Source organism: Streptomyces sp. NPDC004539 (assembly GCF_040610055.1).
GTDB lineage: Bacteria > Actinomycetota > Actinomycetes > Streptomycetales > Streptomycetaceae > Streptomyces.
Window position 1 is genome coordinate 25,786 of the sequence record NZ_JBEXLS010000016.1, and the last position, 20,550, is coordinate 46,335.

20 protein-coding genes and 1 riboswitch are annotated in these 20,550 nt (G+C 69.0%); of the genes, 15 read left to right on the forward strand and 5 right to left on the reverse strand.

What is annotated here, in order from left to right; genetic code table 11:
• Nucleotides 1–10: 10 nt before the first annotated feature.
• Nucleotides 11–223, reverse strand: a complete 213-nt coding sequence (locus tag ABZX85_RS29365; protein ID WP_355874807.1) for a hypothetical protein — start codon at nucleotides 221–223, stop codon at nucleotides 11–13.
• Between the two features lie 131 nt (nucleotides 224–354).
• Between ABZX85_RS29365 and ABZX85_RS29370 the strand changes: the two genes are divergently transcribed.
• Nucleotides 355–1,329 carry a carbohydrate kinase family protein gene (locus tag ABZX85_RS29370; RefSeq protein ID WP_355874810.1) on the forward strand — a complete coding sequence of 325 codons (975 nt, stop codon included), beginning with the start codon at nucleotides 355–357 and terminating at the stop codon, nucleotides 1,327–1,329.
• Between the two features lie 228 nt (nucleotides 1,330–1,557).
• Here the strand turns inward: ABZX85_RS29370 and ABZX85_RS29375 are convergent, their stop codons facing one another.
• Nucleotides 1,558–2,880: an aminotransferase class V-fold PLP-dependent enzyme gene (locus ABZX85_RS29375; protein WP_355874811.1), complete on the reverse strand. Its 1,323-nt coding sequence runs from the start codon at nucleotides 2,878–2,880 to the stop codon at nucleotides 1,558–1,560.
• 252 nt (nucleotides 2,881–3,132) lie between these two features.
• Between ABZX85_RS29375 and coxB the strand changes: the two genes are divergently transcribed.
• The 4 genes from coxB to ABZX85_RS29395 all read left to right on the forward strand — a co-directional run bounded on the left by coxB (nucleotide 3,133) and on the right by ABZX85_RS29395 (nucleotide 7,629).
• On the forward strand, nucleotides 3,133–4,092 hold the full coding sequence (gene coxB / locus ABZX85_RS29380) for a cytochrome c oxidase subunit II (RefSeq protein WP_355874814.1): 960 nt from the start codon (nucleotides 3,133–3,135) through the stop codon (nucleotides 4,090–4,092).
• Complete coding sequence (gene ctaD, locus ABZX85_RS29385; RefSeq protein ID WP_355874817.1) at nucleotides 4,089–5,819, forward strand: cytochrome c oxidase subunit I; 1,731 nt, start codon at nucleotides 4,089–4,091, stop codon at nucleotides 5,817–5,819. The genes coxB and ctaD overlap by 4 nt, the downstream gene beginning before the upstream one ends.
• Entirely contained in the window at nucleotides 5,816–6,214 is a 399-nt protein-coding gene (locus ABZX85_RS29390; protein ID WP_355874820.1) for a cytochrome c oxidase subunit 4, read from the forward strand. The genes ctaD and ABZX85_RS29390 overlap by 4 nt, the downstream gene beginning before the upstream one ends.
• 152 nt (nucleotides 6,215–6,366) lie before the next feature.
• Nucleotides 6,367–7,629 carry an Ig-like domain-containing protein gene (locus ABZX85_RS29395; protein ID WP_355874823.1) on the forward strand — a complete coding sequence of 421 codons (1,263 nt, stop codon included), beginning with the start codon at nucleotides 6,367–6,369 and terminating at the stop codon, nucleotides 7,627–7,629.
• Nucleotides 7,630–7,713: 84 nt separating this feature from the next.
• Here ABZX85_RS29395 and ABZX85_RS29400 read toward each other — a convergent pair whose 3' ends face one another.
• Nucleotides 7,714–8,115 (reverse strand): hypothetical protein, encoded by a 402-nt coding sequence (locus tag ABZX85_RS29400; RefSeq protein ID WP_355874826.1) that lies wholly within the window; start codon nucleotides 8,113–8,115, stop codon nucleotides 7,714–7,716.
• 165 nt (nucleotides 8,116–8,280) lie between these two features.
• Between ABZX85_RS29400 and ABZX85_RS29405 the strand changes: the two genes are divergently transcribed.
• The 6 genes from ABZX85_RS29405 (at nucleotide 8,281) to ABZX85_RS29430 (ending at nucleotide 15,378) form a co-directional block, all read left to right on the forward strand.
• Entirely contained in the window at nucleotides 8,281–8,901 is a 621-nt protein-coding gene (locus tag ABZX85_RS29405; protein WP_355874829.1) for a heme-copper oxidase subunit III, read from the forward strand.
• Between the two features lie 80 nt (nucleotides 8,902–8,981).
• Nucleotides 8,982–9,794, forward strand: coding sequence for a c-type cytochrome (locus ABZX85_RS29410; RefSeq protein WP_355874832.1), 813 nt, complete (start codon nucleotides 8,982–8,984; stop codon nucleotides 9,792–9,794).
• Nucleotides 9,791–10,849 carry a Rieske 2Fe-2S domain-containing protein gene (locus tag ABZX85_RS29415; RefSeq protein ID WP_355874835.1) on the forward strand — a complete coding sequence of 353 codons (1,059 nt, stop codon included), beginning with the start codon at nucleotides 9,791–9,793 and terminating at the stop codon, nucleotides 10,847–10,849. Before ABZX85_RS29410 ends, ABZX85_RS29415 begins: the two co-directional genes overlap by 4 nt.
• Complete coding sequence (locus ABZX85_RS29420) at nucleotides 10,846–12,486, forward strand: cytochrome bc complex cytochrome b subunit (protein WP_355874837.1); 1,641 nt, start codon at nucleotides 10,846–10,848, stop codon at nucleotides 12,484–12,486. The genes ABZX85_RS29415 and ABZX85_RS29420 overlap by 4 nt, the downstream gene beginning before the upstream one ends.
• A 133-nt stretch (nucleotides 12,487–12,619) precedes the next feature.
• A complete protein-coding gene (trpD, locus tag ABZX85_RS29425; RefSeq protein WP_355874840.1) occupies nucleotides 12,620–13,684 on the forward strand; it encodes an anthranilate phosphoribosyltransferase in 1,065 nt (354 codons plus the stop codon).
• A 107-nt stretch (nucleotides 13,685–13,791) separates the two neighbouring features.
• Nucleotides 13,792–13,908, forward strand: a riboswitch (SAM riboswitch).
• Between the two features lie 123 nt (nucleotides 13,909–14,031).
• A complete protein-coding gene (locus ABZX85_RS29430) occupies nucleotides 14,032–15,378 on the forward strand; it encodes an aminotransferase class V-fold PLP-dependent enzyme (protein WP_355874843.1) in 1,347 nt (448 codons plus the stop codon).
• 7 nt (nucleotides 15,379–15,385) lie between these two features.
• On the opposite strand, the gene ABZX85_RS29435 is transcribed toward ABZX85_RS29430, so the two are convergent.
• Both ABZX85_RS29435 and ABZX85_RS29440 read right to left on the reverse strand, forming a co-directional pair.
• Nucleotides 15,386–15,667: an Lrp/AsnC ligand binding domain-containing protein gene (locus ABZX85_RS29435; RefSeq protein WP_055722347.1), complete on the reverse strand. Its 282-nt coding sequence runs from the start codon at nucleotides 15,665–15,667 to the stop codon at nucleotides 15,386–15,388.
• Nucleotides 15,664–16,344, reverse strand: a complete 681-nt coding sequence (locus ABZX85_RS29440; RefSeq protein WP_355874846.1) for a rhomboid family intramembrane serine protease — start codon at nucleotides 16,342–16,344, stop codon at nucleotides 15,664–15,666. Before ABZX85_RS29440 ends, ABZX85_RS29435 begins: the two co-directional genes overlap by 4 nt.
• A gap of 156 nt (nucleotides 16,345–16,500) precedes the next feature.
• On the opposite strand from ABZX85_RS29440, the gene ABZX85_RS29445 reads away from it, so the two are divergent.
• The 4 genes from ABZX85_RS29445 (at nucleotide 16,501) to ABZX85_RS29460 (ending at nucleotide 20,546) form a co-directional block, all read left to right on the forward strand.
• The gene (locus tag ABZX85_RS29445; protein ID WP_187750106.1) at nucleotides 16,501–16,740 is read left to right on the forward strand and encodes a hypothetical protein; all 240 of its coding nucleotides are present in this window, start codon (nucleotides 16,501–16,503) and stop codon (nucleotides 16,738–16,740) included.
• A 37-nt stretch (nucleotides 16,741–16,777) separates the two neighbouring features.
• The gene (locus ABZX85_RS29450; RefSeq protein WP_355874849.1) at nucleotides 16,778–18,118 is read left to right on the forward strand and encodes an NYN domain-containing protein; all 1,341 of its coding nucleotides are present in this window, start codon (nucleotides 16,778–16,780) and stop codon (nucleotides 18,116–18,118) included.
• Between the two features lie 175 nt (nucleotides 18,119–18,293).
• Nucleotides 18,294–19,334, forward strand: a complete 1,041-nt coding sequence (locus ABZX85_RS29455) for an NlpC/P60 family protein (protein ID WP_355874852.1) — start codon at nucleotides 18,294–18,296, stop codon at nucleotides 19,332–19,334.
• A 195-nt stretch (nucleotides 19,335–19,529) separates the two neighbouring features.
• A complete protein-coding gene (locus tag ABZX85_RS29460; RefSeq protein ID WP_355874854.1) occupies nucleotides 19,530–20,546 on the forward strand; it encodes an NlpC/P60 family protein in 1,017 nt (338 codons plus the stop codon).
• Nucleotides 20,547–20,550 lie beyond the last annotated feature (4 nt).

A 20,550-nucleotide genomic window follows, 5' to 3' on the forward strand; every position in this document is an offset into this window, starting at 1 on the left:
GCGCCCCGGGTCAGTCGCCGTACTCCGGCATGGCGTCCAGGAGGCGGGCGGAGGCGGCCGGGACGGTCACCCCGAGGATGCGGGACGGCGGAACGGGCCGGTCGGAGGGCTTCTCCGGAGCCGCCCAGTGGGGGACCATACGAGCGCAGTCGCCGCGCAAGGCCGCGAGGCCGCCCTCGAAGTCCGCCGGAGCCGCGGTCAAGGACCGTTCGAAAGTTGTCATAGCGGCACCGTAAGCATGATCCGACCGGTGGAGAAAGATCTACTATCGGGTAGTTTCGACTGCTTCTACGGCCTCACCCGAACGGGTAGCGTGAACTGTCATTCCGCCTCCCCCTCTGGAGAGACCCCGCCGTGCGCATCGCAGTCACCGGCTCCATCGCCACCGACCACCTCATGACGTTCCCCGGCCGCTTCGCGGACCAGCTCGTCGCGGACCAGTTGCACACGGTCTCGCTCTCCTTCCTCGTGGACCAGCTGGAGGTCCGCAGGGGAGGCGTCGGCGCGAACATCGCCTTCGGTATGGGCCAGCTCGGCACGTCCCCCGTCCTCGTCGGCGCGGTCGGCTCCGACTTCGCGGAGTACCGCGCCTGGCTGGACCGGCACGGGGTCGACACGCAGTCCGTGCACATCTCCGAGACCCGGCACACCGCGCGGTTCGTGTGCACGACCGACGCGGACCACAACCAGATCGGCTCCTTCTACGCCGGCGCGATGAGCGAGGCGCGGTTCATCGAGCTGAACACCGTCGCGGAGCGGGTGGGGGCGATCGACCTCGTCTCCATCGGGGCGGACGACCCCGAGGCGATGCTGCGGCACACCGAGGAGTGCCGGACGCGGGGGATTCCGTTCGCCGCGGACTTCTCCCAGCAGATCGCCCGGATGGACGGCGACGAGATCCGCATCCTTCTCGAAGGCGCGACGTACCTCTTCTCCAACGAGTACGAGAAGGGGCTCATCGAGTCCAAGACGGGGCTCTCCGACGCCGAGATCCTCGCGAAGGTCGGGCACCGGGTGACCACCCTCGGCTCCCGTGGTGTCCGCGTCGAGCGTCTTGGCGAGCCGGTCATCGAGGTCGGGTGCCCGGAGGAGGAGGCCAAGGTCGAGCCGACGGGTGTCGGCGACGCCTTCCGCGCCGGGTTCCTGTCGGGGCTCGTCTGGGGGGTCTCGCTGGAGCGGGCCGCTCAGGTCGGGTGCATGCTCGCGACTCTCGTCATCGAGACCGTGGGGACTCAGGAGTACACGTTGCAGCGCGGGCACTTCCTGGAGCGGTTCGCCAAGGCGTACGGGGACGAGGCGGCTGCTGAGGTGCGGGTTCACTTGGGGTAAGAGGGTGCGTTGTCGGGTGCGGGTGATCTGTGGCTTGTCGCGCAGTTCCCCGCGCCCCTAAGGGTCGGGACGGCTCCCGTGCCTCGATAAGCTCCCGTCGGCCTATGTGGCCCTCAACGTCGGTGCGGCCTGCGGATTCGTTGCGGCTGGTCGCGCCCACGCGGCGGTAGCCGCAGATCAGACACAGCCCCGCGCCCCTAAAAGACAAAAAGACAAAAGACAAAGGCGTTAGCGCACCCGGCGGATCAGGTACGCCGTTCCTCTGCCGCGTGCTTCCTCACCCACGTACTCCTGTTCCGTCATCTCACACCAGGCCGGGATATCGAGGCGAGCCGCCTCATCGTCCGCCAGTACCGTCACCACCGCCCCCACCGGCACGTTCCTGATCGCCTTCGACAGCTCGATCACCGGAATCGGACACCGCTTCCCCAACGAGTCGACGACCGTCCCCTGGACGGGGGACACCGAGGCGCCCAGCTTCTCGCGGGCCCGTTCCACGACCCCCGGCAGCACCTCCAGGAAGCGTTCGACGTCCGTCTCCGGCACGCCGGCCGGCAGGGACACGCGGACGTTGCCCTCGCTCAGTACGCCCATCGCCTTGAGGACATGGCTGGGCGTCAGGGTGTCGCTGGTGCAGGACGACCCGGAGGAGACGGCGAAACCCTCGCGGTCCAGTTCATGGAGGAGCGTCTCGCCGTCGACGTACAGACAGGAGAACGTCACGATCCCCGGCACCCGCCGCTCGGGATCACCCACGACCTCCACGTCCGGTACGACGCCGGCGACCCGTTCCCGAATCCGCCCCGTCAACTCCCGTACCCGCGCGCCCTCGACGCCCGCCTCGGCGCGGACGGCCCGCAGGGAGGCGACCGCCGCGACGATGGCCGGCAGATTCCCGAACTCCTCGTCCTCCCGCGGCGCGAACCGCACCCCCTTCCGCACGGCCAGCACCCCCACCCCACTCGGCCCACCCCACTTCCGCGCACTGGCGGTCAACACGGACCACCCCTCCTCGACGGGCCCCCACCCGACCGACTGAGCCGCGTCCACCAGCAACGGCACCTCCCCACACACCTCAGCCACCTCCCCCACCGGCTGCACGGTCCCCACCTCATGATTGGCCGACTGCAAACAGGCCAACGCGGTATCCCCCCGCAACGCCTCCCGATACCCCTCCACCTCAACAGCCCCCCACCGCCCCACCGGCACCTTACTGACCTCCCCCTCCCACCGTTCGGCCATATGGAGCACGGAAGAATGCTCGACGGATGACACGATCAGGTGAGACCCCACGCGCCGCCGCCCCACCAACACCCCACCCATACCGACCTGAACGGCCCGGGTACCGGAAGACGTGAACCGCACCTCGTCAGCCCGACACCCGATCACCTCAGCAGCGGCTTCCCGGGCGGTATCAAGCAGAACCCGAGCTTTCCGCCCTTCCCGATACAACTTCCCAGGGTCGGCCCACCCGTCTTCCAGCGAGGCCAACAGGGCTTGCCGGGCAACGGGATGGAGTGGAGAACCGGCAGCGGCGTCGAGATAAGACATCCGTCAACGCTAACGCCTTAAGGGGCGCGGGGAACTGCGCGACCAGCCACGAAGCACCCGCAGCCGCCAAACAAGCGAACCCCCCGCTCTAGTAGGCACCCTCCCCGCGAACCCCCGGAGGGCGTCGGCTAGGGTTTGGTCCGCATAAACATCCAAACCCCTGCCCGACGCAGGGCGGCGACTGGCCACCGACCACCGACGGAGTCAGACCGCAGCCAACCCGCGCGGGCGAGACTCTCGGGAAGGCGCTACGTGAGTCCCAACGGCTCCGACCGCTCGCCGCGGCGCCCGATGCGGCGGAAGCTGCTCCAGGCAATGACCGCGGGCCTGGTCCTGGCGACCGCCACCGGTTGCACATACAAGGACTTCCCCCGCCTTGGTATGCCCACCCCCACAACGGAAGAGGCGCCTCGCATCCTCTCCCTGTGGCAGGGGTCATGGGCAGCCGCGCTCGCCACCGGCGTGCTGGTGTGGGGCCTGATCCTGTGGAGCGCCTTCTACCACCGGCGCAGCCGCACCAAGATCGAAGTACCCGCACAGACCCGTTACAACATGCCTCTCGAGGCCCTGTACACGGTCGTGCCGATCGTCATCGTCTCGGTCCTGTTCTACTTCACGGCCCGCGACGAGACGAAGCTCCTCAGCCTGGAGAAGAAGCCGGACGTCACGGTCAACGTCGTCGGTTTCCAGTGGAGCTGGTGCTTCAACTACATCGAGAACGTCGACGGCTCGACCGGCGACGCGAAGACCGACGCGAACCTGGACGCGATCCCGGACCGGTTCAAGAAGGACTTCCCGGCGGACGCGGGCGGCGTCTACACCTGCGGTGTCCCCGGTGAGCGGAACCCGCAGACCAACAACCCGGGCCCGACCCTCTGGCTCCCCGAGGGCAAGACGGTCCGCTTCGTCCTGACCTCGCGTGACGTCATCCACTCCTTCTGGGTGGTGCCGTTCCTCATGAAGATGGACGTCGTCCCGGGACACACCAACGCCTTCCAGGTGACCCCCAACAAGGAGGGCACCTTCCTGGGCAAGTGCGCCGAGCTCTGCGGCGTCGACCACTCCCGGATGCTGTTCAACGTGAAGGTCGTCTCTCCTGAGCGCTACGAGCAGCACCTCAAGGAACTCGTAGAGAAGGGGCAGACCGGTTACGTTCCCGCGGGCATCGAGCAGACCGCCCACGAGAAGAACCGGGAGACGAACAACCTGTGAGCATCCTCAACGAACCCCAGGGTGCCGAGGCGGACTCGTACGAGAACGAGCTGCCGGTCCGGCGCAAGCAGCCCGGCAACGTCGTGGTCAAGTGGCTCACCACCACCGACCACAAGACGATCGGGACGATGTACCTCGTCACGTCGTTCGCCTTCTTCTGCATCGGTGGCGTCATGGCGCTGCTGATGCGCGCCGAACTGGCCCGTCCGGGCCTCCAGCTCATGTCCAATGAGCAGTTCAACCAGGCGTTCACGATGCACGGCACGATCATGCTGCTGATGTTTGCGACCCCGCTCTTCGCGGGCTTCGCGAACTGGATCATGCCCCTCCAGATCGGCGCTCCCGACGTCGCCTTCCCGCGACTGAACATGTTCGCCTACTGGCTCTACCTGTTCGGCTCGCTCATCGCGGTCGGTGGCTTCCTCACCCCGCAGGGCGCCGCCGACTTCGGCTGGTTCGCCTACAGCCCGCTCTCGGACGCCGTCCGCTCCCCGGGCATCGGCGCCGACATGTGGATCATGGGTCTGGCCTTCTCCGGCTTCGGCACGATCCTCGGCTCGGTCAACTTCATCACCACGATCATCTGCATGCGCGCGCCCGGCATGACGATGTTCCGGATGCCGATCTTCGTGTGGAACGTGCTGCTGACGGCCGTTCTGGTCCTGCTGGCCTTCCCGGTCCTGGCGGCGGCGCTGTTCGCGCTGGAGGCGGATCGGAAATTCGGAGCGCATGTCTTCGACGCCGCGAACGGCGGTGCGTTGCTATGGCAACACCTCTTCTGGTTCTTCGGCCATCCAGAGGTGTACATCATCGCCCTACCGTTCTTCGGCATCATCTCCGAGGTCATCCCGGTCTTCTCCCGCAAGCCGATGTTCGGCTACATGGGCCTGGTCGGCGCGACCATCGCCATCGCCGGCCTCTCCGTGACGGTGTGGGCGCACCACATGTACGTCACCGGCGGGGTGCTGCTGCCGTTCTTCTCGTTCATGACGTTCCTCATCGCCGTCCCGACAGGCGTGAAGTTCTTCAACTGGATCGGCACGATGTGGAAGGGCTCACTGTCCTTCGAGACACCGATGCTGTGGGCCACCGGCTTCCTGATCACCTTCACCTTCGGTGGTCTGACCGGTGTCATCCTCGCCTCGCCCCCGATGGACTTCCACGTCTCCGACTCGTACTTCGTCGTGGCCCACTTCCACTACGTGGTGTTCGGTACGGTCGTCTTCGCGATGTTCTCCGGCTTCCACTTCTGGTGGCCGAAGATGACGGGCAAGATGCTCGACGAGCGGCTCGGCAAGATCACCTTCTGGACGCTGTTCATCGGCTTCCACGGCACGTTCCTCGTCCAGCACTGGCTGGGCGCCGAGGGCATGCCGCGCCGCTACGCCGACTACCTCGCCGCCGACGGCTTCACCGCGCTGAACACGATCTCGACGATCAGCTCGTTCGTCCTCGGCCTGTCGGTCCTGCCGTTCTTCTACAACGTGTGGAAGACCGCCAAGTACGGCAAGAAGGTCGAGGTCGACGACCCGTGGGGCTACGGCCGTTCGCTGGAGTGGGCGACCTCCTGCCCGCCGCCGCGGCACAACTTCCTCACCCTGCCCCGGATTCGCAGCGAATCCCCGGCGTTCGACCTGCACCACCCGGAGATCGTCGCGCTCGAACAGCAGCAGCTTGAGCACGCGCACGCCGGGGCCATCGCGGGCGGCAAGGAGGCCGGCAAGTGAAGGTCCAAGGCAAGATGTTCATCTGGCTGAGCGTCTTCGTCCTCGCCATCGCGATCGTCTATGGCGTCTGGTCGAAGGAGCCGGCCGGTACGACGGCCCTCTTCCTCACGTTCGGCCTCTGCATCATGATCGGCTTCTACCTCGGCTTCACGGCCAAGCGGGTCGACACGGGCGCACAGGACAACAAGGAAGCGGACGTCGCGGACGACGCCGGCGAGATCGGGTTCTTCAGCCCGCACAGCTGGCAGCCGCTCGCCCTGGCCGTCGGCGGCGCCCTCGCCTTCCTGGGGGTCGCGGTCGGCTGGTGGCTGCTGTACTTCTCGGCGCCGATGCTCCTGATCGGTCTGTGGGGCTGGGTGTTCGAGTACTACCGCGGTGAGAACCGCACCCAGTAACACCGGCACAGCGCCGTCGAGGCCGGACACTCCGTCAGGAGCGTCCGGCCTCACGCGTTCGCCCTAACGAACGTCCCCGTTCGCCGGACGCCGTGTCCCTCGTCCGGGTGATCCACCGCGCAGCGTCGGCGAGGCGTTCCTAGCGTGAAGTCATGAACCACCCGAACCGCACGCCCCGACCCCGCACAGTCGTCCGCTGCACCCTGCTGGTGAGCGCTCTGGTCGCGGGCGCCGCCGCCTGCGGCTCGGGCGGACACCCCCTCGCCTCACGGCCGTTCGACGCGACCGACCAGGTCGTGTTCGCCGGGCTGCCGGACGGCGGGCGCAAGGCGGACCCCGACAAGCCGCTGGAGATCACCGTCAAGGACTCCGAGGGGCCGCTCACCGACGTGACCGCCGTGGACGCCACAGGACGCTTCGTGGCGGGCGAACTCGCCGCCGACGGGCGCCGGTGGCACTCCACCGAGCCGCTCGCCGCGAACGCCCACTACACGGTCCGCGTGAGCACCGAGGACGACGACGGCGCCCCCGGCCGCCGGGTCCTCACCTTCGACACGGGCGCGCCGGTCTCCAAGAAGCGGCTCGACGTCACCTTCGGTCCCGACGCGGGGACGTACGGGGTCGGCCAGCCCGTCACCGCGAAGCTCAGCCAGCCGGTGAAGGACCCCGCGCAGCGCGCCGTCGTCGAGCGGGCCCTCAAGGTCGACTCCACGCCCTCCGTGCCCGGCGCCTGGCACTGGGTCGACAGCAAGGAACTCCACTACCGGCCCAAGGAGTACTGGCCCGCCCAGGCGAAGATCCGCGCCCACAGCTACCTCGACGGCATCAAGATCGGCGACCGGCTGTGGGGCACGAAGACCAAGGACCTGAACCTCAAGATCGGCGACAAGGTCGTCGCCGTCACGGACGCCTCGTCCCACTGGATGACCGTCTACAAGAACGGCGAGGAGATCAACTCCATCCCCGTCACCACCGGCAAACCGGGCTTCGAGACCCGAAACGGCGTCAAGGTCGTGCTGGGCAAGGAGTACTACGTCCGCATGCGCGGCACGACGGTAGGCATCTCCGCCGGCTCCTCAGAGGGCTACGACCTCCCCGTCTACTACGCCACCCGCGTCACCTGGTCCGGCGAGTACGTCCACGCCGCCCCCTGGTCCGTCGACTCCCAGGGCTCCGCCAACGTCTCCCACGGCTGCACCGGCATGAGCACCGGCAACGCCGCCTGGTTCTTCGAAAACATCCGCGAGGGCGACGTCGTCAAGGTCGTCAACAGCTACGGCGACGACATGGAACCCTTCGGCAACGGCTTCGGCGACTGGAACGTCACCTGGAAGAAGTGGCAGGAGGGCAGCGCGTTGACGACGAAGAGTGAGTCGCCGGAGGACACGTCAAGGTTGCAGCCGACGGCGGTGTAGGGCTTTTGTCCTTTAGGGGCGCGGGGAACTGCGCGACAAGCCACGATGGCGAATCAGTCGCGCACCCCCGTAACCCCCACCCCCCTAGGCGCTCTGAAGCCTCTCCAGACGCAGCAGAGCGGCAAGCGCCCCCGCGAACTCCACCGGCTCCACCGGAAGCGTCACAGCGGCATCCGCACGGCTCCACGTGGCCAGCCAGGCGTCCTGGGGCCGCCCCATCAGAATCAGCACGGGCGGGCAGTTGAAGATCTCGTCCTTCAACTGACGGCAGAGCCCCATCCCCCCCATGGGCACGGCCTCACCATCAAGGATCACGACATCGATCCCGCCCTTGTCCAACTCCCGCACAACCGCCGCATGCGTTGCGCATTCCACGAAGCTCACCAACGGAGTGTCAGGCGCGGGCCTGCGCCCGGTCGCCAGCCTCACCTGCTCCCGGGTGTTCGCGTCGTCGCTGTAGACCAGCACCGTGGCGGTCGGCTGCATCGTTCCTCCGTGACTTCGGCGACACTGGCGTCGTACGGAAAGGCCCATCGGGCCGGATGCTACTCCCGGACACACCCCGATGAACACCACGTCAACACCGGTTCGGCGGCAGTGACACTCCGAACGGCACCCCCCGGAGTGAGGGCGGGATAAGCGACCGACATAATGTCGGTCGTGGCGACAGCAACGACAGCAGAAACCGGGCACGCGCACCCGTCGGTCAACCGGCCGAACCTCACCAGCGTCGGAACCATCATCTGGTTGGCATCCGAGCTGATGTTCTTCGCGGCCCTCTTCGCGATGTACTTCACCCTCCGATCGGTGACCGGACCGGATCACTGGAAGGAGATGGCGTCGTCCCTGAACTTCCCGTTCTCGGCGACCAACACCACGATCCTGGTGCTCTCCTCCCTCACGTGCCAGCTCGGCGTCTTCGCCGCCGAGCGCGGTGACGTGAAGAAGCTCCGGGGCTGGTTCATCATCACGTTCGTGATGGGCGCGATCTTCATCGGCGGCCAGATCTACGAGTACACCGAGCTGGTCAAGCACGAGGGCCTCTCGCTCTCGTCCGACCCGTACGGCTCGGTGTTCTACCTGACCACCGGCTTCCACGGAATGCACGTGACGGGCGGTCTGATCGCCTTCCTCTTCGTACTCGGCCGTACCTACGCGGCCAAGAGGTTCACGCACGAGCAGGCGACCGCCGCGATCGTCGTGTCCTACTACTGGCACTTCGTCGATGTCGTCTGGATCGGCCTGTTCGCGACGATCTACATGATCAAGTAACCGGGGCCGGTCCCGCCCGCGTTATAGCAACGCACATCCCAGAAGCATCGACGCCGAAGATCCTGACACCGGGGAAATCCGTGAAAAAGCTCTCCGCACGACGACGCCATCCCATGGCGGCGCTCGTCGTCCTACTCCTCGCGCTGGCGTGCACGGGGGGGCTGTACGCCATGTTCGCGCCCGCGAGCACGGCGAAGGCTGACGAAACCGCCCAGTCCCTCACCATCGAGGAGGGGAAGAAGCTCTACGCCGTCGGCTGCGCCAGCTGCCACGGCACCGGCGGTCAGGGCTCCTCCGACGGTCCGAGCCTGGTCGGCGTCGGCGCCGCCGCGGTCGACTTCCAGGTCGGCACCGGCCGGATGCCGGCCGCGACCTCCCAGGGCGCCCAGGTGCCCCGGAAGAAGGTCATCTACACGCAGGCCCAGATCGACCAGCTGGCCGCGTACATCTCCTCCCTGGGCGCCGGCCCGTCGATCCCGACGAAGGCCGAGTACGGCCCCGACGGCGCCGACATCGCCAAGGGCGGCGAACTGTTCCGCACCAACTGCGCGCAGTGCCACAACTTCACCGGCAAGGGCGGTGCCCTGACGAAGGGCAAGTTCGCGCCGACGCTGGACGGCGTGGACCCGAAGCACATCTACGAGGCCATGCAGACCGGCCCGCAGAACATGCCGTCCTTCGGTGACGGAACGATGTCGGTGCAGAACAAGAAGGACATCATCGCGTACCTGAACGCGGTCAACGGTGACGAGACCGTGAACCCCGGCGGGCTGGAGCTGGGCGGCCTCGGCCCGGTCAGCGAGGGCCTGTTCGCCTGGATCTTCGGCCTCGGCGCGCTCGTCGCGGTCGCCGTCTGGGTCGCCGCTCGGACCGCAAAGGCCAAGAAGTCATGAGTACCCAAGACATTCCAGAAGAGAGCCTGCCCGCAGAGCAGGACCACGCGCACGGCACGGTCGACCGCGCGGACGAGCAGCACCCGTTCGCCGACCCGGGCCTCCCGCCCCACGAGCACCGCATCCAGGACATCGACGAGCGGGCCGCCAAGCGGTCCGAGCGCACCGTCGCCTTCCTGTTCACGGTCTCGATGCTGGCGACCGTCGGCTTCATCGCGTCCTACGTGACGATCCCGCACGACAAGTCGATCTTCGTGTTCCCGATCGGCCACCTCAACGCGCTGAACTTCGCGCTGGGCGTGACCCTCGGCATCGCGCTGTTCTCCATCGGCGCGGGCGCGGTCCACTGGGCCCGCACCCTGATGTCCGACGAGGAGATCGCCGACGAGCGTCACCCGATCGAGGCGTCCCCGGAGGTCAAGGCCAAGGTCCTGGCCGACTTCAAGCAGGGCGCCAAGGAGTCGGCGCTCGGCCGCCGCAAGCTGATCCGCAACACGATGTTCGGCGCGCTGGCCATGTTCCCGCTCTCCGGCGTCGTCCTGCTGCGCGACCTCGGCCCGCTGCCCGGCACCAAGCTCCGCACCACGCTGTGGGCCAAGGGCAAGCTGCTCGTCAACATGAACACGAACGAGCCGCTGCGTCCCGAGGACGTCGCCGTCGGTTCGCTGACCTTCGCCAAGCCCGAGGGGCTGGAGGAGCACGACCACGACTTCCAGGTCGAGATCGCCAAGGCGGCCCTGATGATCATCCGGATTCAGCCGGAGAACATCAAGGACAAGCGCGAGCTCGAATGGTCGCACGACGGCATCGTGGCCTACTCGAAGATCTGCACCCACGTCGGTTGCCCGATCTCGCTGTACGAGCAGCAGACGCACCACGCGCTCTGCCCCTGCCACCAGTCCACCTTCGACCTCTCCGACGGCGCCCGGGTGATCTTCGGCCCCGCCGGCCACGCCCTGCCGCAGCTGCGCATCGGCGTCAACGACGAGGGCTACCTTGAAGCGCTCGGCGACTTCGACGAGCCCGTCGGTCCTTCGTTCTGGGAGCGCGGATGAGCACCACGACCAGCAAAGAGGAGTCCCGCGAACGCGGGAAGGCACCGGCCGGCGAGCGTGTCGCCGACTGGGCCGACGGCCGGCTCGGGATCTACTCCCTCGCCAAGGCCAACATGCGCAAGATCTTCCCCGACCACTGGTCGTTCATGCTGGGCGAGATCTGCATGTACAGCTTCATCATCATCATCCTCACGGGTGTGTATCTGACGCTGTTCTTCCACCCGTCGATGAACGAGGTGGAGTACCACGGCAGTTACGTCCCGCTCCAGGGACAGCTGATGAGTGAGGCGTTCGCCTCGACCATGCACATCTCGTTCGAGGTGCGCGGCGGTCTGCTGATCCGGCAGATCCACCACTGGGCGGCGCTGATCTTCGTCGCCGCGATGATGATCCACATGATGCGCGTCTTCTTCACGGGCGCGTTCCGCAAGCCGCGCGAGGTCAACTGGCTGTTCGGCTGGCTGCTGCTGGTGCTGTCGCTGTTCACCGGCTTCACCGGCTACTCGCTCCCCGACGACCTGCTGTCGGGTACCGGTGTGCGGTTCATCGAGGGTGTGCTGCTGTCGATCCCCGTGGTCGGCACGTACCTGTCGTTCTTCATCTTCGGCGGGGAGTTCCCCGGCGGCGACTTCGTGGCCCGCTTCTACTCGGTCCACATCCTGCTGCTGCCGGGCATCATGCTCGGCCTGATGGTCGCCCACCTGATCCTGGTCTTCTACCACAAGCACACGCAGTTCGCGGGTCCCGGCAAGACGAACAACAACGTCGTCGGCATGCCCCTGCTGCCCGTGTACATGGCGAAGGCCGGCGGCTTCTTCTTCCTGGTGTTCGGCGTCATCGCGGTCATCGCGGCCGTGGCGCAGATCAACCCGATCTGGGCGCTCGGCCCCTACCGTCCCGACCAGGTGTCCACGGGCGCCCAGCCGGACTGGTACATGGGCTTCGCCGAGGGTCTGGTCCGGGTGATGCCGGGCTGGGAGATCAACTTCGCGGGCCACACGCTCGTCCTGGGCGTGTTCATCCCGATCGTGGTCTTCCCGCTGGTGCTCGTCGCCATCGCCGTCTACCCCTTCATCGAAGCCTGGGTCACCGGCGACAAGCGCGAACACCACATCCTGGACCGGCCGCGCAACACCCCGACCCGGACCGGGTTCGGTGTGGCCTGGCTGACCGCGTACTTCGTGATGCTGGTCGGCGGTGGGAACGACCTCTGGGCCACCCACTTCCACCTCTCCATCAACGCGATCACCTGGTTCGTCCGGATCGGCTTCTTCGTCCTGCCGGTCCTCGCGTTCATCGTGACCAAGCGGATCTGCATCGGCCTCCAGCGCCGTGACAAGGACAAGGTGCTGCACGGCCGCGAGACCGGCACGATCAAGCGGCTGCCGCACGGTGAGTTCATCGAGATCCACGAGCCGCTCAGCCAGGAGCAGCTGCACACGCTCACCGCGCACGAGCAGTACGAGCCCGTCGCGATCGGCGCCACCACCGACGAGAACGGTGTCCAGCGCAAGGTCAAGAGCACGGAGAAGCTCCGCGCCAAGCTCAGCGAGTCGTACTACGGCGAGGACAGCCAGATCGCCAAGCCGACCGCCGAGGAGTACAAGGAGATCACGAGCGGCCACGGCCACCACTGATCCCGCCCCCGGGTAGACCCCGGGACGTCGCCACAGAAGGACCCCGCCCGATTCCTGGACGGGGTCCTTCGGCATGTGCCGCCGCTGGATAGGGTGGGCCCACACTTTCCGTACGACATCCTGGAGCGGCCGTATGAGCGCTGTGACCCCCGCTGGAGGCGACACCGCGGCGGGCCGTTCCTGGCCCTCCGTGCTGAACGCCCTGCTGTCCGGGCACGACCAGAGCGCCGACGCGACCGCCTGGGCGATGGACCGCATCATGCGCGGCGAGGCGACGGACGCGCAGATCGCCGGGTTCGTGGTGGCGTTGCGGGCCAAGGGCGAGACGGTCGAGGAGATCACCGGGGTCGTCCGGGCGATGTACGAGCACGCCAACACGATCGAGGTGTCCGGCCGTACGGTCGACATCGTCGGGACGGGCGGGGACGGCGCCAAGACCGTCAACATCTCCACGATGTCCGCGCTTGTCGTCGCCGGGACCGGCGCGAAGGTCGTCAAGCACGGCAACCGCGCGGCCTCCTCGTCGTCCGGCGCCTCCGACGTCCTGGAGAAGCTGGGCGTCAACCTCGAACTGACCCCCAGGCGGGTCGCCGAGGTCGCCGAGGAGGCGGGCATCACGTTCTGCTTCGCCGTCAAGTTCCACCCGGCGCTGCGTCATGTCGCCGCCGCCCGCGGCCAGTTGGGCATCCGCACGGTCTTCAACGCGCTGGGTCCGCTGACGAACCCGGCCCGGGTGAAGTCCCAGGCGGTGGGTGTCGCCGACCCCCGCATGGCCCCGATGATCGCCGGCGTCCTCGCCGACCGCGGCAACTCCTCCCTGGTCTTCCGGGGGGACGACGGCCTGGACGAGCTGACGACGACCTCGACGTCCCGGGTCTGGATCGTCGGCGACGGCAAGGTCACGGAGGAACGGTTCGACCCCAGGGACGTCGGTCTCGACCTCGTCCCCGTCGAGGCCCTCCGCGGCGCCGACCCCTCCTACAACGCCGAGGTCGCCCGCAAGCTCCTCACCGGCGAGAAGGGCCCGGTACGGGACGCGGTCCTGCTGAACTCGGCGGCGGCCCTGGTGGCACTGAACCCGGGCACGGGGACGCTGGCCGAACAGCTCCGCGAGGGCATGGCGAGGGCGGCGGAGTCGATCGACTCGGGCGAGGCGAAGAGGACGCTGGAGCGCTGGGTGGAGGCGACGAACAAGTAGGGATCGGGAGGGAGGAGCGGTGCGAGCCGCTTCTCCCTCCGTGCGGGTGTCCCGCGATCCGGACATGACTTGCGTCCCCGCGATCACCTCATCTACTTTCTGTACCAGGTCATGAGTGACAGTCATGAGGCCCCGGCCGACTGTCCGGCAACCCTCCGTCCGTGGCGGGGTGCCCCGGGTGAAGACCAGGCCGTGGGCAGCGAGGTCCACGGCAAGCGCGGACCCTCCTGACACCGGGGGTCCTGGTCGTCGAGGAGCCTTCCGTGAGCAAGCGAATGCGATAGGGCCGAAGAGCCCCCTTCCGCGCGCCCCTTTTCTCTTTCCTTCCTGCCTCACGGGAGTTCCCCATGTCTGTCACCACCCTTGCCTCCACCCAGCCGGTTTGTGCCCCCCTGAGCGTTCTGGGCCGAGATGTCACCGTCCCCCTGGTCACCGGCGGCGAGGTCACCTACGCGGCCCTCGACTACGCGGCCAGCGCCCCCGCGCTCCAGCGCGTCTGGGACGACGTCGCCGCGTACGCCCCGTACTACGGCAGCGTCCACCGCGGCGCCGGCTACCTCTCCCAGCTCTCCACCGACCTCTTCGAGGCCGCCCGCAAGACCGTCGCGGAGTTCCTGGACTGCCGCGAGGACGACGAGCTGGTCTTCACCCGCTCGACGACGGACTCCCTGAACCTCCTGGCCCGCACGGTCCCCGCCAACTGCCAGGTGTACGTCTTCGAGACGGAGCACCACGCCTCCCTGCTCCCCTGGCAGCACACGGACGTCACCTACCTGGACGCCCCCCGCACCCCCGAGGAGGCGGTGGCGACCCTCGGCCGGGCCCTGTCGGAGCGCGACACGACCGCCCCCGCCCTCTTCTGCGTGACCGGCGCCTCGAACGTCACCGGCGAACTCTGGCCGATCCGCGAGCTCGCGGCGACCGCCCACGCGCACGGCGCCCGCATCGTCCTGGACGCCGCCCAGCTCGCCCCCCACCACCCCGTGTCGGTGCGGGACCTGGACGTCGACTGGGTCGCCTTCTCCGGCCACAAGCTGTACGCCCCGTTCGGCGCGGGCGTCCTCGCGGGCCGCACGGACTGGCTGCACGCCGCCGAGCCGTACCTCGCGGGCGGCGGCGCCAGCCGTAAGGTGAGCCGCGCGGCGGACGGCTCGGTCGAGGTCGAGTGGCACGAGAACGCCGCCCGGCACGAGGCCGGCTCCCCGAACGTGATCGGCGCCTACGCGATCGCCTCGGCCTGCAAGGCGCTCACGGAGGAGGGCTTCGGCAACCTCGTCGCCCGCGAGCGCCACCTGATCGCCAAGGTCCGCGAGGGTCTGGCGGACGTCCCCCAGGTCCGCGTCCTGTCCCTGTTCGGCGACGACGCCCCCCGCGTCGGCGTCCTCTCCTTCGTCGTGGACGGCTGGAACAGCTCCCACTTCGCCGCCGCGCTCTCCGCCGAGTACGGCATCGGCGTCCGCGACGGCCTCTTCTGCGCCCACCCCCTCGTCAACCACCTCCTGGGCGCGACGGCGACCGAGGCGGGGGAGTGCGGCGAGGCGGCCTCCCTCAACGCGATCCGCGTGAGCTTCGGCGCCGGCACGCCCGACGAGCACGTCGACCGGTTCGTCACGGCCGTGCGTGAACTGGTGACGCAGGGGGCGAAGCTGACGTACCGCACGGAGAACGGCCGCTGCGTGCCGGCCGCCGCCTAGGAGACGCTCAGGAGTCGAGGCCGATCGCGAACGCGGCCTCCAGGTCGTGCTGCGAGTACGTCCGGAACGCGACGTGCGTGTCCGTCGCCTCCACCCCGGGGATCTTGCTGATCCGGCCCGGGATCACGTCCGCCAGGTCCTCGTGCTCCCGTACCCGGACCATGGCGACGAGGTCGTACGTCCCGGTCACCGAGAACACCTCGCTCACGCTCTCCAGGGAGGCGATCTCCTCGGCGATCTCCGGAATCCGGTCCACGCTGGTCTTGATCAGGACGATCGCGGTGATCACGGCTGCTTCTCTCCCTCGACGACGGGTACAGGGGCGGCCCCAACTGTAGTCGTACGGGTGAATCGCGCCCACGCGTACAAGAACCCGAGCGTGAACCCGATGACGTGGGCGAGGTAGGCGACTCCGGGGCCGGCGGTGGCCTGGCCCGCGGCGATCCACTGGAGGGCGGCCCAGAAGGGGAGGACCAGCCAGGCGGGGAAGCGCAGGGGGAGGAAGAAGAGGAAGGGCAGGAGACTGGTGACGCGCGCCCGGGGGAAGAGGTAGAGGAAGGCGCCGAGGACGGCCGAGATCGCTCCGGACGCCCCGACGAGGGACTGTGCGGAGGACGCGTTCGCGGCGGCGTACCCCAGCAGGGCGAGGCAGCCGCAGCCCAGGTAGAAGAGGGTGAACTCGACGCGGCCCATGCGTTCCTCGGTCATCGCCCCGAAGACGTAGAGGAAGAGCATGTTGCCGAGCAGATGGACCCACCCGCCGTGCACGAACAGCGCGGTCAGCGGGGTGAGCGCGGCCCGCGGCGACCCCTCGAAGAGCTCCGCGGGCACGACGCCCCAGCGGTGGTAGTAGGCCCCCAGAGCCACGGGATCGAGCCCCGACGCCGGGCCGAGGACGAAGACGGCACAGCACAGCGCGATCAGTCCGTACGTCACCGGAGCGGGCGGGCGCCACCTCTTGATCATGGCTACAGAGCATGACGCAACCGAACACAACGGCCCATAACGCCTCGCCGTCATGGACGGACGGGCGGCGGGTCCCCGCCAGGCCGTAGGGTTACGGCCAACACGCACCGGGGCACGCCCCCGGCGCACGGCCCAGAAAAGGAGCGGACGGTTCCGATGACGGTTACCCTGCCGACCGCCACCACCCGGTGGCGCTGCACCCTCTGCGGAAACCTCACCCGGTTCGACGTGACCCGCTCCTCGAAGGTCGTCGAGTACGTCCACCTCGACCTCGCCGGAGAGCCGAAGGTCGAGGAGCGCGAGGTGGTCAGTGAGACCATCGAGTCGGTGCGCTGCCGCTGGTGCAACGCAGTCGATCAGGTGGAACTCGTGGACAGGCCGGGCGCCGACTCCTGAGAGGGAGCGGCCCCGCACGGCAAGTGGGGTGTGACGGATGGCGGAGACCGCAGGCGAGCCGGGGGACGGCGCCGCCGAGGTGCTCGACCGCCCCCTGCCCGACGGGGTGCGCCGCAGGGTCGTCCAGATCGTGTCGGACGGCTTCGGCGGGCTGACCGTCGGCGAGCTGCCCGCGCAGCTGCGGCAGTACGCCCGGTTCGCACCGAACCGCCGGGCCAAGTTCGCCGGGAACGCGATGGCGTCGGCCCTGGAGAGCGACGCCCTGTTCCGGCAGCGCATCGGCGAGAAGCTCCGCGAGGCCCAGCCGGAGCTGGCCGGCGCCCTCGACGCCGGCTCCCCGCCCCCCGCCGCCGACCCGCTGGACGTGGCGGCGGCGGCCTACGTGCTGCGCCCCACCGGCTGGGTCAAGCTCGTCACCGCCGCCGGCGAGGAGGCCCAGCGCGCCGACGCCGAACGCGCCGACGAGGAGAGCCGCGCCGAACTGGAGCGGCTGCGCGAGGAGTTGGCGCACGCCCAGGACCAGGTCCGGACCGAGACCGAGGGCCTGCGGCAGGAACTCGACGCCGCCCGGCGGGAGTCGGAGTCCCTGCACCGCAAGCTGCGCTCCGCCCTCAGTGACGTCAAGCGCGGCGAGGCGGCCCTGCGCAAGATCCAGGGCGAGATCGAGGCCGTCCGCGCCGAGGGGCAGGCCCAGGTCTCCGCCGCCGAGAGCGAGTCACGGCGGGTGAAGGCCCGGCTCAGCGAGGTCGAGACCGCCCTGGAGGCCAGCCGCCGCGCCGCCCGCGAGGGCCGCAGCGTCGAGGACATGCGCGTACGTCTGCTGCTCGACACCGTCCTCGAAGCCGCCCAGGGGCTGCGCAGGGAGCTCGCGCTGCCGCCGGTGTCGGTGCGGCCCGCCGAGACCGTCGACGCCGTCGAACCGGGCCGGATGACCCCGAAGGACATCGCCGCGCGCGCCCTGTCGGAGCACGATCCGGCCATTCTCGATCAGTTGCTCGCGCTCCCGCAGGCCCATCTCGTGGTGGACGGCTACAACGTCACCAAGACCGGTTACCCCCAGATGCCCCTGGAGAAGCAGCGGTTGCGCCTCCTCGGCCAGCTCTCCGCGCTCGCCGCGCAGACCGGCGCCGAGGTGACCTGTGTCTTCGACGGCGCCGAACTCGTCGCCCCCGTCCTGCTCGCACCCCCGCGCGGCGTCCGTGTCCTGTTCTCGAAACCCGGGATCACGGCCGACGAGCTGATCCGCCAACTGGTGCGCGCCGAACCGCCGGGCAGACCCGTCATCGTCGCCTCCACCGACCGGGAGGTGGCCGACGGCGTCGCCAAGGCCGGGGCGCGGCCGGTGGCTTCGGCGATGCTGCTGAAGCGGCTCTCCTGAGCGCCGGATCTCCCCGCGATCTCTACGCAGGGTCAACTGGGCGTCACCGCCGGTTGGTTGAATGCAAATTATGCGTTGCGCGACCGCTTTTTTTCGCCACGGGATTTGAACTGATCACACTTGGGTCACTAGGGTCACGGTTCGAACCTCCGCGCGAGAGAAGGAGCCCGTCTCCGTGGCGTCCCACCGTCGACCCAAGCCGCCGTCCCGCACCCGCGTGACGCTGCTGACCACCGCGGCAGCCGCGGCCGTCGCTCTCAGCGCCAACTCCGCGAACGCGGCACCGAGCGAGAAGCCGACCAAGGACGAGGTCAAGTCGAAGGTCGACAAGCTCTACGAAGAGGCGGAGCAGGCCACCGAGGCCATGAACGGCGCCGAGGAGAAGGCGGGGAAGCTCCAGAAGGAGATCTCCACCATCCAGGACAACGTCGCCCGCGGCCAGGACGAGCTGAACAAGCTGCGCGACTCCATAGGCATGGCGGCCGCCGCCCAGTACCGCACGGGAAACATCGACTCCTCCGTCCAGCTCTTCCTCTCCTCGGACCCGGACAGCTTCCTGGACCGCGCCTCCACCCAGGACCAGTTGAGCGCCCAGCAGGTCGAGGCGCTGAAGAAGATCCAGGAGAAGCAGCGCCAGCTCGCCCAGCAGCGCGCCGAAGCCTCCAGCAAGCTGGCCGACCTCTCCAGCACCCGCACCGAACTCGCCAAGAAGAAGCGCGAGGTGCAGGGCAAGCTCTCCGACGCGCAGAAGCTCCTCAACTCCCTGACCGCCGCCGAGAAGGCCGCGATCTCCGCGCAGGAGAGCCGCGCGAGCCGTGACTCCGCGAGCCGCGTCGACCTCGGGGACGTCGGCTCCGCGTCCAACCGCGCCGCCGCCGCGTTCGCCGCCGCCCAGTCTCAGCTCGGCAAGCCGTACAGCTTCGGCGCCACCGGCACCGCCTCCTACGACTGCTCGGGCCTCACCTCCTGGGCCTACGGGCAGGCCGGCGTCACCATCCCGCGCACCTCCGAGTCCCAGGCCAACGCGGGCACCCGCATCTACGACGCGAGCCAGCTGCGCGTCGGCGACCTGGTGATCTTCTTCAACGACCTGCACCACGTCGGCCTCTACGCGGGCAACGGCCAGATCATCCACGCGCCGCGCACCGGCACGGTCGTGCGCTACGAGTCGATGAGCACCATCGGCGGCCCGTTCATGTTCGGCGTCCGCATCTGACGACACGGCGTCCGGCGGGTCCCCCCGAACGAGTGGATTCCCGCCGCCCGCGCTGACCGTCCGCCCCGCCCCCGACCTGCGTCAGGGCCGGGGCGTCACCGTCCGTGTCCGGCAAGGGTCTTTGGCCCGCCCCCGCCCACAGGGCTACTGTCTGCCGCGTTTCCTCGTCCGTCAGCGGAAGGAGTGCGGCTTCCCGTGGGGTCCCATCGCAGCCTTGTACCGGCGTCCGGGTTCAACAGAGGGGCGGGAGCGGCGCTGTGCGCGCTGTCCGCCGCCGCGGCGGCCCTCGGCGCCGTCCCCGCGCACGCCGCGCCCTCCGGGGAGACCCGGGCCGAGGTCGACCGCCTCTACACCCAGGCCGAGCAGGCCACCGAGGCGTACAACAAGGCCGACGAGCGGGCCTCGAAGCTGCGCCGCGAGGTCAGCGGCGCGCAGGACGCCATCGCCCGGCAGCAGGAGCGGATCAACGCCATGCGGGAGCGGCTGGGGGCGCTCGCGGGGGCGCAGTACCGGGCCGGGGGGCTCGATCCGGCGGTCGCGCTGCTGTTCTCCGACGACCCCGACGAATACCTCGACAAGGCGGCGACCCTCGACCGGCTGACCGCCCATCAGGCGGGCCAGCTGCGGGAACTCCAGTTCGCGATGCGGGACCTGGCGCAGGAGCGGGCCGAGGCGGCGGGGAAGCTCGGGGAGCTGGAGAAGAGCCGCAAGGCCGTCGCGACGCACAAGCGGACGGTCGAGCGGAAGCTCGCGCGGGCCCGGGAACTCCTCAACTCCCTCTCGCCGTCCGAGCGCGCCGACTACGACCGGGCGTCCCGGTCGGGGCGGGACGACATGCCGTTCCTCGGCGGCGGCCAGGCGTCCTCCGCCCGCGCCGCGGCTGCCGTGGCCGCCGCGCGGTCGGCTCTCGGGCGGCCGTACGTGTGGGGGGCCAGCGGGCCGTCCGGGTTCGACTGCTCCGGGCTCATGCAGTGGTCGTACGGGCAGGCCGGGGTCTCGCTGCCGCGCACCTCGCAGGCGCAGGCCCACGCCGGGCGGCGGGTTCCGCTGTCGCAGGCCCAGCCGGGGGACATCGTCACCTACCGGTCCGACGCGAGCCATGTCGGGATGTACGTCGGGAACGGGCAGGTGATCCACGCGCCGTACCCGGGGGCGCCCGTGCGGTACGACCCGGTCGGGATGATGCCGGTCTCCTCGGTGACGAGGCCGTAATACG